The following is a 13,400-nucleotide window of genomic DNA, read 5'->3' on the forward strand; positions in this document are numbered from 1 at the left end:
AGAAACATTACACGTTTGTAATGGCTTAGCTCCAAAACCCTTAACCGGGGGAGCGGGCGGCGGCATGCCTTGCGGGGCACGCAAGTGACAGACGCTTACGCTCTGTTAAGCTTAGCGAAACGTTAATCCTTGGCGTCCATTCTGTTCGCTCCCGAAGAGACTGGAGAGGTTTGAATTGGGGTTTGGGGGCGAATATAACCGGTTCCCCTTCGGGTCTGCGCATCGGGATGGCTGTGCCGTGGCGGATGAGTTCGACCGCCTGGCGGAGCTGCTCGATGAGATGGGCGAGGGGGTCGCCCGCTATGACCGCGAGGACCGGCTGGTCAGCTGCAACGAGGCTATGCGGGCCATTCATCCCGGGCTTGAGGATGTGCTGCAGCCCGGCACCACGTATCGCGCGTTCCTTGAGGCGGGTCTGGAGCGCGGTCTCTGGGCGCCTGAAGGAGAAGGCGCCCGTGCGTGGTGCGACAGGCTTCTTGCCCAAAGGTGCGCCCGGCGCGGTGGCCGGACTCTTATGGCGTTCGGCGACGGCCGTTCCGTCCTGCAGCGCGAGCAGCCCACGGATGACGGCTGCACCATCGTAATCTGCACGGACGTCACGGCACTCCGGCAGCCTGAAGCGACGCTGCAGCCAGTCGATCCCGGCGACGCCGATTCGAGAAGCGAGCGCGAGATGGAAATCGGCTCGGCGCTCGAACGCTCGAAGCTCGCGCAGGCGATCCTCGACGGCTTGCCCTCGCCAATCTTCGTCAAGGATACCGCTCTCAGGTTCGTGCTGGTCAACAGGACTTTTTCCGCATTGTTCGATGCCGAACCCGGCGAGATGATCGGCAGGAAGGCCGCTGACTTCCTTCCGGAAGAACAGGCGCGCTTCTTCGAGGAGAGCGAGCGGCGAGTCCTTGAGACCGGCGAAGAATACCGTGTGGAGGAGGACTTCGAGTTTCAGGGCATCGGCCGCAGCCGACTTGTCTGCAAGAACCGTGTGCGGACCGGAAGCGGCAGGGTCTATGTCACCTGCACTATCTTCGATATCACCGACTTGAAGCGCCGCGAGCGCGATGCGCAGGAGGCACGTGCGCATCTTGCCGCCGTGCTCGACACGCTCCCCGCCGGCGTCATCATCTACGACAGGGACGACCGTTTCGTTCTTGGCAACCGGCAGATCCATGACGCGCTTCCGGCGCTGGCACCTGCCATGCAGCCCGGCAAGCCGCTGCGGGAGGCGCTCGAGCTTGCTCACGACGCCGGCTACTTCCGCGATGTAGGCGAGCCGCAGCTCGACCGGCTCTACGACAGCGACCGCGAAGCATGGATCGAGGGCTTTGCCAGGCTGTACCACCGGCGCCAGAATATTTATGAGCGCCGCAATCCGGACGGCCGGTGGTTCAAGGTGATCGACACGCGCGGCGAGGACGGCACCTTTGTCGGCGTGCGCGTCGATATCACCGAACTGAAGACCCACGAACAGGAGCTGAAGGAGAGCATGCGCGAGAACGAGGTTTTCCGGAACCTCGTCGACAACGTGCCCGTCGCCATCTACGCCAAGCGTGCGGACCTTCGGCTGATGTATGTCAACAAGGGCTGGAGCGATCTGTTGGGTGTCGCCCGGGAAGACGCCATCGGCAAGACCGATGTGGAGCTGTTCGGAGAGCTCGGCGAACAGTTCATGGAAAGCGACCTGGCCGTGCTGCGCTCCGGCAAGCGGCGGGAGATCGAGGAGAGCGTGACGGACGCGGAGGGCAACACGCGCTACCAGATCGCCCACAAGGATGCGCTGGTGGCCTCCGACGGTTCCCTCTACCTGATCGGTTCCACCATGGACGTGACCGAGCTGAAGCGGCGTCAGGAGGAGCTGAGCATCGCTCAGGAGAAGGCCGTCGCCGCCGACCGCGCCAAATCCGAGTTCTTGGCCAATATGAGCCACGAAATCCGCACTCCGATGAACGGTATTCTCGGCATGGCGGAGCTACTGGCCAAGACGGAGCTTTCACCCAAGCAGAAGACCTTTACCGACATCATTGTCAAGTCGGGCAACGCGCTGCTCACCATCATCAATGACATCCTCGATTTTTCGAAGATCGATGCGGGCCAGCTCGTGCTCGATCCGCAGCCCTTCAATCTCGCCGAAGCGGTGGAGGATGTCGCTACGCTCGTCTCCTCGCGCGCCAAGGAGAAGGAGCTGGAGATGATCGTGCGCATTGATCCGGCACTGCCCGAGATATTCATCGGGGATGTCGGGCGCATCCGCCAAATCGTCACAAACCTTCTGGGTAATGCCGTCAAGTTCACCGATCGCGGCCATGTGCTGGTGGACGTTACGGGCGAAACGCAGGACGGCACCACCCGGCTCACCGTTCGCGTGACCGACAGCGGAATCGGCATCCCCGAGGACAAGCTGTCCATCATCTTCGACAAGTTCAGTCAGGTCGATGCCTCGTCCACGAGACGGCATGAGGGAACTGGTCTCGGCCTTGCCATAAGCTCGCGCCTGGTGGCGCTGATGGGCGGCGAAATGGGTGTGGAGAGCAAAGAGGGAGAGGGCTCAACCTTCTGGTTTACGCTAAGCTTGCCCGTTGCCGAGCGGGCAGCGGAGGCCCGTGTCGTCCCCAGCGATGTCACGGGCGCGCGCGTCCTCGTCGTCGACGACAATTCGATCAACCGCACCATCCTGCTCGAGCAGATGGCGCATTGGGGCTTTGACGCCTGTGCCGCCGAAAGTGGAGCGGAGGGCCTCCAGGTGCTCGAAGCGGCGGCCGATCTGGGAATCGCGGTGGATTGCGTCGTCATAGACTATCAGATGCCGGGCATGAGCGGTATCGAGACGGCGCGGGCCATGCGCGCCAGCCGGCGGTTCGGCAACATACCCATCATCCTGCTGAGTTCGGTTGACCAGTCACTGGTGACGGGGGGCGTGCACGACCTTGCGATCGACGGGCATCTCATCAAGCCGGCGCGTGCGGCGAGTCTGCTCGAGGCTGTGGTGCATGCGATTCAGCGGCATCGCTGCGGTGAGGCCGGCGCGCCGGAGAGCATCGAGCCAGCGCTGCCCCGGGAGAGCAGCGGGCCTGAACCGGAGTCAGCGGCCTTGCCGGCGAAAAAAACGGCGGGCAAGCTGACAGTCCTCGTTGCCGAGGACAATGAAGTTAACCAGCTTGTCTTCAGCCAGATTCTCGGTGAAAGCGGGCTTGGCTACTCGATCGTCAATAACGGGCGCGAGGCGGTGGAGGCTTACCGCACGATGAAGCCCGACCTCGTGCTGATGGATGTGTCTATGCCCGAGATGAACGGGCTGGAGGCGGCGCAGACGATCCGCTCCATCGAAGAGGAGAGGGGCGGGGGCTGCCACGTGCCCATCATCGGTGTGACGGCCCATGCGCTGAACGGCGATCGCGAGCGCTGTCTGGAGGCCGGCATGGACGACTACCTTTCCAAACCCATCAGCCCGCGAACCCTGCTGGAGAAGATCGAACGCTGGTCCGGCCGCCCCGACGGTGAACACCCGGTCTGGGCCTGACGCCGCCCGCGGCCTGTACGGGCCGATCGGCTTCATCCGTCTGACATCGGACTGTCATCTTACTGTTACACAAGATCGCTATGGGCTCTCCCGTCGCCTTGTACTGGCGTCGCTCGGAAAATGGACAGGGAGTAGCCCCTATGAAACGCATCGTGTTTGCGGCATCTGTCTCGGCGATGGCCGTGACGGTGAGCGTCGGCGCCGCTGAGGCGCGCGACCAGATCCGCATCGTCGGCTCGTCCACCGTCTTTCCCTATACGCAGGCCGTTGCCGAGGAGTTCGGCAACATCACCGATTTCGCGGCGCCCGTCACCGAATCGACCGGCACGGGCGGCGGCATGCAGATCTTCTGTGGCGGCGTGGGCGTGGACCATCCCGACATCACTGGCGCCTCGCGCGCGATGAAGCAGAGCGAATACGAGCTGTGCGTCCAGAACGGCGTTGACAGCATCACCGAGGTGCAGATCGGCTCGGACGGCCTTTCCATCGCGCATTCGGTCGACGGCCCGGAGATGGATCTGACCAAGGCGCAGATTTTCCAGGCGCTGGCGGCCGAAGTTGAGGTTGATGGCAAGGTGGTGCCGAATCCCTACACTCGCTGGAACGAGATCGACCCGTCCCTGCCCGACGCCGAAATCACCGTGTTCGGCCCGCCGCCTACCTCCGGCACGCGCGATGCCTTTGTCGAGCTGGTCATGATCGAGGGCTGCGCGGCGTTCCCCGCCATTCAGGCGCTAGAGGCTTCCCGCAAGGAGGAGGTCTGCCAGCGCATGCGCACGGACGGCCCCTTCATCGAGGCGGGTGAGAACGACAATCTCATCGTCCAGCGCCTTCAGGCCGACCATAACGCGCTCGGCATCTTCGGCTACTCCTTCCTCTATGAAAACCAGGACACGCTGAAGGCGGTTGCCGTGGAAGGCGTGAAGCCTACGCCCGAGACGATCGCCGACGAGAGCTACACGGTCGCCCGCCCGCTGTTCTTCTACGTCAAGAACGTACATCGCGGCGTGATCCCGGGCTTGCAGGAGTTCGTCGAGGAATATGTCTCCGAGGAGGCCATGGGCCCTGGCGGCTACCTTGAGGAGCGCGGCCTTATCCCGCTCGACGATCAGCGCCGCGAGGAGGTCCGGAAGGCCGCGATCGAAGGCAAAAACTTCACGCGCTTCACCCAGTAAGGCTTTCGACCGCTTGCCTGCCGCGCGGGAAAGTCCGCGCGGCGGACTGGAACCTCAGAACCAGGCTTCCGCCCGTGACCGGATATCTGTTTCTCGTCATTCTGGCCCTGTCGCTCGCTGCATTTCATGTGGGCCGAACGACGGCGAAGAGTTTCGTTTCCGCGCAGGGCGCGCAGCTTCATTCCCGGCCGGTCTATCACGGCGCCTTTGCCGCCGTTTGGGTCGGCCTGCCTGCATCTGTTCTCGTTGTCCTCTGGCTATTGTTCCAGGACACCATCATTGATCATCTGGTGCTTGCCTCGCTTCCGGCGAGCATGACCGAAGGCGCCTCCGCCTCGCGCCTTTCGCTCTACATAAGCGAGATCAGGAATGTGGCTTCCGGCCGCATCTTCACCGAACCCTCGCCGGAAATCCGTACCGCCGCAGAGAGGCTGCAGAGCTGGCAAGCCATCGCCCGGTGGGCGATGGTGGTGGTGACAGTCGCCATGATGGTGCTCGCCCTTTATCTCGCGCGCGCCCGCATGGCACCCGGCTTCCGTGCGCGCCAGAGCTTCGAACGTACGCTCGACATCGTCATGATCGCCTCGGCCGCCGTGGCGATCTTCGTGACGGGAGGCATTATCGTCTCGCTCACATTCGAGGCGATGCAGTTCTTCCGTCTCGTGCCGCTGCAGGAGTTTTTCTTCGGGCTCAACTGGGAGCCGCAGATCGCCATCCGTGAGGACCAGGTGGCAGGAACCGGAGCATTCGGTGCCGTTCCCGTCTTCACGGGCACGCTGCTCATCAGCGCCATTGCGCTTCTGGTGGCGATCCCCATCGGCCTGCTTTCCGCCATCTATCTGGTGGAGTTTGCGGGCGAGTGCGTGCGCGGCATCGTCAAGCCAGTTCTCGAAATCCTCGCCGGCGTGCCGACCGTCGTCTACGGTTTCTTCGCGGTTCTCGTCGTCGCGCCGGCAATCCGCCAGGCGGGCTCCATGATGGGGATCGCTATCTCGCCCAACTCCGCCCTTGCCGCAGGCGGCGTGATGGGAATCATGATCATTCCCTTTATTTCCTCGCTTTCCGACGATGCGCTCCGCGCCGTGCCGCAGTCGATGCGCGATGGCTCGCTTGCCTTGGGCGCCACGCGCGCCGAGACGATCACGCGCGTGCTTCTTCCGGCGGCACTTCCCGGAATTGTGGGCGGCATTCTGCTGGCGGCAAGCCGGGCCATCGGCGAGACCATGATCGTCGTCATGGCGGCCGGGCTCACGGCGACACTGACAGCCAATCCGCTCGACAGCGTGACGACCGTGACCGTGCAGATCGTGACCATGCTGATCGGCGATACGGCCTTCGACAACCCCAAGACGCTCTCAGCCTTCGCCCTCGGCCTCGTGCTATTCGTCGTGACGCTGTACCTGAACGTCGCGGCGCTCAGGATCGTGCGGCGTTATCGCGAGAAATACGAGTAGAAGCCATGTCCGGCGCCGCGCCAACCGTGCCCGAACCGTTCGACTGGTCTTCGCCGCAGGCTGCGGCAAGACGCAGGCGGCGCTATGCCGCCGATCGTCGGCTTCGGATTTACGGGCTCGTCTCCGTCCTCGTTGCGGTCGGTCTGCTCGGCATCCTGATCGCCTCGCTGGTGGTCGGGGGCTACAGCGCCTTTGTCCAGACCCATATCGCGGTGGAGTTCACGGCGGATCCGGAAAATGTGCCGGCGGGCGACCCCACCTCGGGCAACTACCGGGCAGTGATCACGAATGCCGTGCAGCAGCTCTTTCCGGAGCTTGAAAGCAGAAGTGAACTGCGGACGGCTGGTGACATTCTCTCCAAGGGAACGGCCAATATGGTCCGCAACCATGTTGTGGCCAATCCAGAACTGGTCGGCCGCAGCTTCACCCTTGAGGTTCCGGCGTCCGATCCCTTCGACCAGCTCAACAAGGGCGTGATCGACCGCAATCTGCCGGAGGACCGCCGTCGCGTTTCCGATTTCGAGATCGGGCTGTTCGAAAGCCTCGAGGCGAGGGGGCTCGTCTCCACCCTCTTCAACTGGGCCCTGTTCGTCAATTCCGACAGCCGGTTTCCGGAGCTTGCCGGTCTTGCCGGTGCGCTGGTCGGATCCTTCTACGCGCTGCTTGTCTGCTTCCTTGTCTCCTTCCCGGTCGGGATTGCCGCGGCCATCTATCTGGAGGAGTTCGCGCCGAAGAACCGCTGGACCGACCTTGTGGAGGTCAACATCAACAATCTGGCTGCCGTTCCGTCCATCGTGTTCGGTCTTCTGGGGCTTGCCGTCTTCATCCAGCTTTTCGGCCTGCCGCGCTCGGCACCTCTGGTCGGCGGCCTCGTACTGTCACTGATGACGCTGCCCACCATGATCATCGTCACGCGCGCGGCACTGAAGTCCATTCCGCCTTCGGTCCGCGAGGCGGCACTCGGCATCGGCGCCTCCCGGCACGAGGTCATCCTGCACCATGTGCTCCCGCTTGCGCTGCCGGGCATCCTGACAGGCACGATCATCGGGCTTGCCCAGGCGCTGGGCGAGACCGCCCCGCTGCTTCTCATCGGCATGAACGCCTTTCTAACAACGCCGCCCGGCGGCGTGATGGACCCGGCCACCGCATTACCCACGCAAATCTTCATCTGGGCCGACAGCCCCGAGCGCGGCTTCGTCTCGCGCACCTCGGCGGCCATCCTCGTGCTGCTGGGCTTTCTGATCGTCATGAATGCTATCGCCATCCATCTGCGGCAACGGTTCGAACGTCGCTGGTAAGGAGCTGGGAGATGAACATGCTGGCCGAAGCTGCCGTGGAAGACGCCATCAACAGAGATTCCGCTCGCACCGAAACGGTGAAGATGCAGGCATCGGGGGTGAATGTGTTCTACGGCGAGAAGCAGGCGCTCTTCGACGTGGATCTGGCCGTCCGCAAGAACCAGGTGACGGCGCTGATCGGCCCATCGGGCTGCGGCAAGTCCACCTTTCTGCGCTGCCTGAACCGCATGAACGACACGATCGACATCTGCCGTGTCACAGGTTCCATCACACTAGACGGCGAGGACATCTACGACCCGAAGATCGACGTGGTGGAGCTCAGGGCGCGCGTGGGCATGGTGTTCCAGAAGCCCAACCCGTTCCCAAAATCGATCTATGAGAATGTTGCCTACGGCCCGCGTATCCACGGACTGGCAAGCTCCCGAAGCGAGCTCGATGCCATTATCGAGACGAGCCTTCAGAAGGCGGGATTGTGGAACGAGGTGAAGGACCGCCTGAACGAGCCGGGCACCGGCCTTTCGGGCGGCCAGCAGCAGCGGCTGTGCATCGCCCGCGCCATTGCGGTTTCGCCGGAGGTGATCCTGATGGACGAGCCCTGCTCGGCGCTCGATCCCATCGCTACCGCTCGGGTGGAAGAGCTGATCGACGAATTGCGCGAGAACTACACCATCGTGATCGTCACCCACTCCATGCAGCAGGCCGCTCGCGTTTCCCAGCGCACGGCAATGTTCCACCTGGGCAGGCTGGTGGAGGAGGGGCCGACCGGCAAGATGTTCACGAACCCCGAGGACAAGCGCACGCAGGACTACGTCACCGGCCGTTTCGGCTGAGGCAGGCGCATCTCAAAAGGATGGATCCCATGGCCCAGCACATCGTCACCTCCTTCGACGAGGATCTGGAGCATCTTGACCGCCTCATCCGCGACATGGGCGACCTTGCCGCGGCGATGACCAAAGCCGCCACGCGCGCGCTGCTTCACGCCGACAACGCGCTAGCCCAGCGCGTCGTGTCCAACGATGTCGTCATGGATGCCCGGCAAACGGAGCTTGACAAAAGCGCCGTGACCCTGATCGCCAAGCGCCAGCCCATGGCGCAGGATCTGCGCGCCGTTGTCGGCGCCATCCGCATGGCAGCCGACCTGGAGCGCATAGGGGATCTTGCCAAGAACATCGCCAAAAGGGTGGGCGCCGTCGGCAAAAGCGCTACGCCGCACAGCCTCACCCATTCCATCGACACCATGGCCGGCATGGTGCTTGATCAGGTGCAGGCGGTCGTCCGCCACTATGTGGAGCGACAGCCCAATGCGTTGGTAGAGCTTCGCGATCGGGACGAGAAGATCGACGTCCACTACACCGCCGTCTTCCGTGAGCTCCTCACCTACATGATGGAGGACCCACGCAACATCACCGCCTGCACGCACCTGCTCTTTTGCGCAAAGAACCTGGAGCGTATTGGCGACCATGTGACGAACATCGCCGAAAACGCCTATTATGTCCTGACCGGCAGCCAGCTTCCCGTCCAGCGGCCGAAGCTGGACGAAACGCAGATGACTGTTGACTCGTGAGCGCGGAGGCAACGGAATGATCGCGCCGAAGATCATGGTGGTGGAGGATGACGAGCCGCTTTGCGTGCTCCTTCGCTACAATCTCGAGGCCGAAGGCTATCAGGTCGAAGTGATCACGCGCGGCGACGAGGCGGAACTGCGCCTGCAGGAAAACGTGCCGGACCTTCTGGTGCTCGACTGGATGGTGCCGGTCGTCTCGGGAATAGAGCTTTGCCGCCGCCTGCGCTTGCGCCCGGAGACGGAGCGCCTGCCGATCATCATGCTGACGGCGCGCGGGGAGGAGAGCGACCGTGTGCGCGGGCTTTCCACCGGCGCGGACGATTATCTGGTGAAGCCGTTCTCAACGCCCGAATTCATCGCCCGGGTGCGGGCGCTTCTTAGAAGGGCGAAGCCGGAAGTGCTTTCCACCGTGCTAAAGGTGGGGGATATCATGCTCGACCGTGAGTCGCATCGCGTTTTCAGGCGCAAGCAGGAAATCCGGCTGGGGCCGACGGAGTTCCGCCTGCTGGAGTTCCTGATGCGGCATCCAGGCCGCGTGTTCTCGCGCGCCCAGCTTCTGGACAATGTCTGGGGTGAGACGATCTATATCGACGAGCGCACGGTGGACGTGCATGTGGGCCGTCTGCGCAAAGCTGTGAACCAGGGGCGCCTGCCGGATGTGATCCGCACCATCAGAGGCGCAGGCTACGCGATCCAGGAGCAATAGTCTCTCGGGCTGGTTCAGGCCGAGTTTGGCGACGACCCCTTGCAGGGCGTATACCGCCGTGCGTTTGCGCCTTCCCTGTGCGTCACGCCCTGCGGAGTCAGCACCGGAACCAGCGCCCGCTTCACCTTCCGGGCGGTCACCGGAACGCCCTGCAGAAGCCGCTTTTCCGCTTCCACCACAAGAACGCCGGCAAAAAGCGGCCAGAAGCGGTCGCCCATGCGGTCCAGCACGCGATGCAGCCGCATGATCCACCGCTGCTGTGCGGGCGGAAAATGCAGCGTATCCGCCCACACCCCCGGCGTGAAATTCGTCTCGCGCAGGATTTCGACAAGCTGGGCGCGCGAATAGGGCCGGCCGGTGCCGAAGGGCGTGTGCTCGAAACGCGCCCAAAGGCCTCGCCGGTTGGGCACCACGACAACCAGCCTGCCTCCGGGCGCAAGCACCCGCCAGATTTCCATGAGCATGCGGCGCGGGTCCTCCGCGTGCTCCAGGGCATGCACGAGCAGGATGCGATCCACGGACGAATCGGCAAGCGGCAGCTCTTCCTCGAATACGAGCGCAGATGCCGTCGGTTTGCCGGCAGGCCAGCGAAGGGCGCCAAGCCGCGCCGGCATGAAGGCGAGCACCCGCTCGGCATCGCTCCCCAGCCGCTCGAGCCACGGTAGCGCATAGCCGAGGCCGACGAGCCGCTCGTCCGGCAGCTTGGTCCAGATCGCGGCCAGTGCGGAGGCGATGGAGCGCTCCGCCAGCCGCCCAAGCAGGCTGCTATAGAAGGCTCGCAGGTTGACGATATCCGCGCTCATGGCCAAACGGTAAGCGGCCTTCACCATCGCCGCAAGCGCCATCGAGTGGGTGACAAGACGCCGTTCGGGGCCTATGTCTCAGAGAATGGAGGAACCCATGACGCTTGAGATCGAACAGTTCATCTGCCGCAGCGACAATTTCGGCGTCCTCGCCCGGGACCCTGAGACCGGAGAGACGGCGCTGATTGATGCGCCGGAGGAGCGTACCATTCTGGAGGCGATCAACCGCACAGGATGGACCCCATCGTCCATCCTGGTCACGCATCATCACCTCGATCATGTCGAGGCCATTCCGGTGCTGAAGGAGCGCTTCGGCCTGACCGTCATAGGCCCGGAAAAGGAGGCCGACAGAATCCCCGGGATCGACCGGCGCGTGAAGGAAGGCGATACCGTATCGATCGGTAGGCAGAGCGCGCGTGTCATCGAGACGCCGGGCCACACGGCCGGCCACATAACCTATCACTTCGCGGATGCGGGCATCGCCTTTACCGCCGATACGCTTTTCGCGCTCGGCTGCGGAAGGCTCCTGGAATGCAAGCCGCCCGTGATGCTGGAATCGCTAAAGAAGATCGCCGCCCTGCCGCCTGAGACGGTGATCTATTGCGGCCACGAATACACGGAGAGCAATGCGCGATTCGCGCTTACCGTCGATCCGACCAACTCCGCGCTGAAGGAGCGGGCGAGAAAGGTCGAGGCGCTGAGACGCGAGGGCAAGCCGACATTGCCCACCACGCTTGCCGAGGAGTTGGCCACGAACCCGTTCCTCCGCTGGCACGACCCGGCCATCCGCCGCAATCTGGACATGGAAAACGCCTCCGACGAGGAGGTCTTCGCAGAAATCCGCAAGCGCAAGGACGTATTCTAGGAAGGCGCCGGGTTCTGTTCAACCCCGGCGTTTCGTTGATGCCTGAGGTTCAGGAAGGTACCGCTTCGGCAGCCGGCTCCTTCCGCCGCAGGATCATGTTCTTGGCTGCTAGCGCGGCACCGCCGGTAATGAGAAGACAGGCCGCGAGCGTCGAAATAGTTGGCTCGGAGCGGCCGGCGGCAATCAGGATCAGAGTGGACAGAAGCGGCGCCGCATAGCTCGCCGCGCCGAGAACCTGGATATTGCCGTGTTTCACCCCAAAGTCCCAGGCGTAGAAGGCGGCGCCCACCGGCAATAGGCCAAGCCCCAGGACGGCAAGCCATTCGCTTATACCCGCCGGCCATACGGTGTCTTCAAGCACGAGGTGGCAGAAGGCAGAAAGCGCAGCGGTGGCGGCGCAGAACCATGTGACTGTGCTTGTCGGCACTGCCTGGTAGCGCCGCGACAGAAGGGAGTATCCCGACCAGAAGAGCGCGCAGGCCGCCGCCGTTGCGTAGCCCAGCGCATAACGGCTCTCAAAAGTGAAGCTGCCGCCCTTCGTGACGATCAGCGCCGCGCCGGAGAGGCCGAAAAGGGCGCCCGCGACATGATGCCAGCCAAGGCGCTCTCCCGGCATGAGGGCGGAGCCCAGCACGATCAGCAGCGGCCACAGATAGGCGATGAGGCTTGCCTCGACCGCCGGGGCGTTTCTGATCGCCGTGAAATAGAGGAAGTGATAGCCGAAGAGGCCGCCGATCCCGATGAGCCACACGGCTCCCGGCACTTTCTCGCGCTTACGGAAGTCCGGAGAAAGCGCCTGCGCGACAAGGCCCACGCCCGTGCCGATGGAGAAGGTTATCGCAGAAAGCTGAAAGGGTGGCACATTGCCCGAGGCCGCGGTCAGCAGCGCAAGCAGCGCCCACATGGCAACCGCGGAAAAGCCGATCAACGTGGCACGCCCCATCCATTTGTTCCTGTCTTTGGGTTCACATCGTGCGCGCTTTGATGCGCACCGTTCCGATCTTTGTTGTAACCGTTGCCTCGACCGGTGAGTAGAGGTTCTGCTCGGGCACCGGCTGGAAGCCGATCAGTATGCGGGCGCGGTCCCGCAGATAGGCTATGGACGAGTGGCCCTTGCGATATCCTCCGACCGGCACGAACCGCGCCCGGCAGGTGACGGCGGCGTTGCGGAAGCTTTCGCGGGACCCGGCTGGCTCCAGCACCAGGTCAGCCCGGATCTCCCCGTCGAACATCCGGATGGTACGATTGCAGATTTCGGATGTGCTTGCCGCGGGCAGAAGCATGGCGCTCAAGGGATCGGAAACCGCGGCAAGCTGGTCAGAGCTGACAGGGACCCAATCCGCCCCACGGTGGCTGCGTTCCGGCTGGTTCGTCGCTTCCTTCACCGCACCACCGGAAAAGCGGATGGTGGTTTTCTTCTGCCTTTTCCCGCTGCGGTAATCGAGCGCATAGTGGCTAGGCTGACTCGCCCTTGTCCCGATGCGGCCGGATGCCTGGACCGTGCCGTCCGTGCGGTCGAAGATGCGGGCAAACCCGGCGCTCCTGAAGCGCCCCGCGATAGAGAAGGAGTGGCCGTTGAACCTGCTTTCAAACTCCGCCCGGCCGATGGGAAGACCAAACAGGCTCACATCATATCGGGTTCGAAACGATTGTTCGGCGGCCGCGAGGGGTGGCGCCGCCAGCATCACCAGCACTGCTGGAAGAAACACCAGTCCTAAGCGAAAGATTCTCATCCCGCACTCCCTATTTACCGCCCCTCGATAGAAGCCAAAGTAAGCAAATTGGGCAGTTGTATGGACACCATCGTTGCGGAGCTGAAGTTCGCATTCTGGGTGGGAATGCTGGGGCCAAGGTACGACCATAGCCTGTGGCGCAAGACGCTGTATCTGGCTTCAGGACCGACAGCAGGCTGAAACGCTCGTTTATCCATAAACGGTAACGCGAGATGATGTCCCGGGGCGTGGTGTAGCAGGATAGCGGCGGTCACCAGTGTTTTTCCGGTAGGGTCGGGTTGTTCAAGC

General features: G+C 63.3%; 12 protein-coding genes. 8 read left to right on the forward strand and 4 right to left on the reverse strand.

What is annotated here, in order from left to right:
• The first annotated feature begins 238 nt into the window (after positions 1-238).
• From NYR54_RS01790 to phoB, 7 genes are all read left to right on the forward strand, one after another.
• Entirely contained in the window at positions 239-3,514 is a 3,276-nt protein-coding gene (locus NYR54_RS01790) for a response regulator (RefSeq protein WP_261513696.1), read from the forward strand.
• A 140-nt stretch (positions 3,515-3,654) separates the two neighbouring features.
• Complete coding sequence (locus tag NYR54_RS01795; RefSeq protein WP_261513697.1) at positions 3,655-4,689, forward strand: substrate-binding domain-containing protein; 1,035 nt, start codon at positions 3,655-3,657, stop codon at positions 4,687-4,689.
• A gap of 74 nt (positions 4,690-4,763) precedes the next feature.
• Positions 4,764-6,143 carry a phosphate ABC transporter permease subunit PstC gene (gene pstC, locus NYR54_RS01800; RefSeq protein WP_261513698.1) on the forward strand — a complete coding sequence of 460 codons (1,380 nt, stop codon included), beginning with the start codon at positions 4,764-4,766 and terminating at the stop codon, positions 6,141-6,143.
• Positions 6,144-6,148: 5 nt separating this feature from the next.
• Positions 6,149-7,441, forward strand: a complete 1,293-nt coding sequence (gene pstA / locus NYR54_RS01805; RefSeq protein ID WP_261513699.1) for a phosphate ABC transporter permease PstA — start codon at positions 6,149-6,151, stop codon at positions 7,439-7,441.
• Between the two features lie 11 nt (positions 7,442-7,452).
• Positions 7,453-8,271 carry a phosphate ABC transporter ATP-binding protein PstB gene (gene pstB / locus NYR54_RS01810; protein ID WP_261513700.1) on the forward strand — a complete coding sequence of 273 codons (819 nt, stop codon included), beginning with the start codon at positions 7,453-7,455 and terminating at the stop codon, positions 8,269-8,271.
• 29 nt (positions 8,272-8,300) lie between these two features.
• Entirely contained in the window at positions 8,301-9,005 is a 705-nt protein-coding gene (gene phoU, locus NYR54_RS01815) for a phosphate signaling complex protein PhoU (RefSeq protein ID WP_261513701.1), read from the forward strand.
• A 16-nt stretch (positions 9,006-9,021) separates the two neighbouring features.
• Positions 9,022-9,711 carry a phosphate regulon transcriptional regulator PhoB gene (phoB, locus tag NYR54_RS01820; RefSeq protein ID WP_261513702.1) on the forward strand — a complete coding sequence of 230 codons (690 nt, stop codon included), beginning with the start codon at positions 9,022-9,024 and terminating at the stop codon, positions 9,709-9,711.
• Between the two features lie 14 nt (positions 9,712-9,725).
• Here phoB and NYR54_RS01825 read toward each other — a convergent pair whose 3' ends face one another.
• Positions 9,726-10,514, reverse strand: coding sequence for a class I SAM-dependent methyltransferase (locus NYR54_RS01825; RefSeq protein WP_261513713.1), 789 nt, complete (start codon positions 10,512-10,514; stop codon positions 9,726-9,728).
• Between the two features lie 97 nt (positions 10,515-10,611).
• Between NYR54_RS01825 and gloB the strand changes: the two genes are divergently transcribed.
• Positions 10,612-11,379 carry a hydroxyacylglutathione hydrolase gene (gene gloB / locus NYR54_RS01830; protein WP_261513703.1) on the forward strand — a complete coding sequence of 256 codons (768 nt, stop codon included), beginning with the start codon at positions 10,612-10,614 and terminating at the stop codon, positions 11,377-11,379.
• 49 nt (positions 11,380-11,428) lie between these two features.
• On the opposite strand, the gene yddG is transcribed toward gloB, so the two are convergent.
• The 3 genes from yddG to NYR54_RS01845 form a co-directional block, all read right to left on the reverse strand.
• Complete coding sequence (gene yddG / locus NYR54_RS01835) at positions 11,429-12,322, reverse strand: aromatic amino acid exporter YddG (RefSeq protein WP_261513705.1); 894 nt, start codon at positions 12,320-12,322, stop codon at positions 11,429-11,431.
• A 22-nt stretch (positions 12,323-12,344) separates the two neighbouring features.
• Entirely contained in the window at positions 12,345-13,112 is a 768-nt protein-coding gene (locus NYR54_RS01840; protein ID WP_261513706.1) for a DUF3108 domain-containing protein, read from the reverse strand.
• 14 nt (positions 13,113-13,126) lie between these two features.
• Positions 13,127-13,400, reverse strand: a 274-nt coding sequence (locus NYR54_RS01845; RefSeq protein WP_261513707.1) for a hypothetical protein, incomplete at its 5' end; no start/stop codon positions are given.

Source organism: Chelativorans petroleitrophicus, from assembly GCF_025398195.1.
In the GTDB taxonomy this organism is placed as follows: domain Bacteria; phylum Pseudomonadota; class Alphaproteobacteria; order Rhizobiales; family Rhizobiaceae; genus Chelativorans; species Chelativorans petroleitrophicus.

Excerpts from the sequence above, each read along its gene's own strand:
- NYR54_RS01840 (WP_261513706.1), bottom strand. The coding sequence starts at position 13,112 with ATGAGAATCTTTCGCTTAGGACTGGTGTTTCTTCCAGCAGTGCTGGTG.
- NYR54_RS01825 (WP_261513713.1), bottom strand. The coding sequence starts at position 10,514 with ATGAGCGCGGATATCGTCAACCTGCGAGCCTTCTATAGCAGCCTGCTT.
- yddG (WP_261513705.1), bottom strand. The coding sequence starts at position 12,322 with ATGGGGCGTGCCACGTTGATCGGCTTTTCCGCGGTTGCCATGTGGGCG.
- phoU (WP_261513701.1), top strand. The coding sequence starts at position 8,301 with ATGGCCCAGCACATCGTCACCTCCTTCGACGAGGATCTGGAGCATCTT.
- gloB (WP_261513703.1), top strand. The coding sequence starts at position 10,612 with ATGACGCTTGAGATCGAACAGTTCATCTGCCGCAGCGACAATTTCGGC.
- pstA (WP_261513699.1), top strand. The coding sequence starts at position 6,149 with ATGTCCGGCGCCGCGCCAACCGTGCCCGAACCGTTCGACTGGTCTTCG.
- NYR54_RS01795 (WP_261513697.1), top strand. The coding sequence starts at position 3,655 with ATGAAACGCATCGTGTTTGCGGCATCTGTCTCGGCGATGGCCGTGACG.
- pstB (WP_261513700.1), top strand. The coding sequence starts at position 7,453 with ATGAACATGCTGGCCGAAGCTGCCGTGGAAGACGCCATCAACAGAGAT.
- phoB (WP_261513702.1), top strand. The coding sequence starts at position 9,022 with ATGATCGCGCCGAAGATCATGGTGGTGGAGGATGACGAGCCGCTTTGC.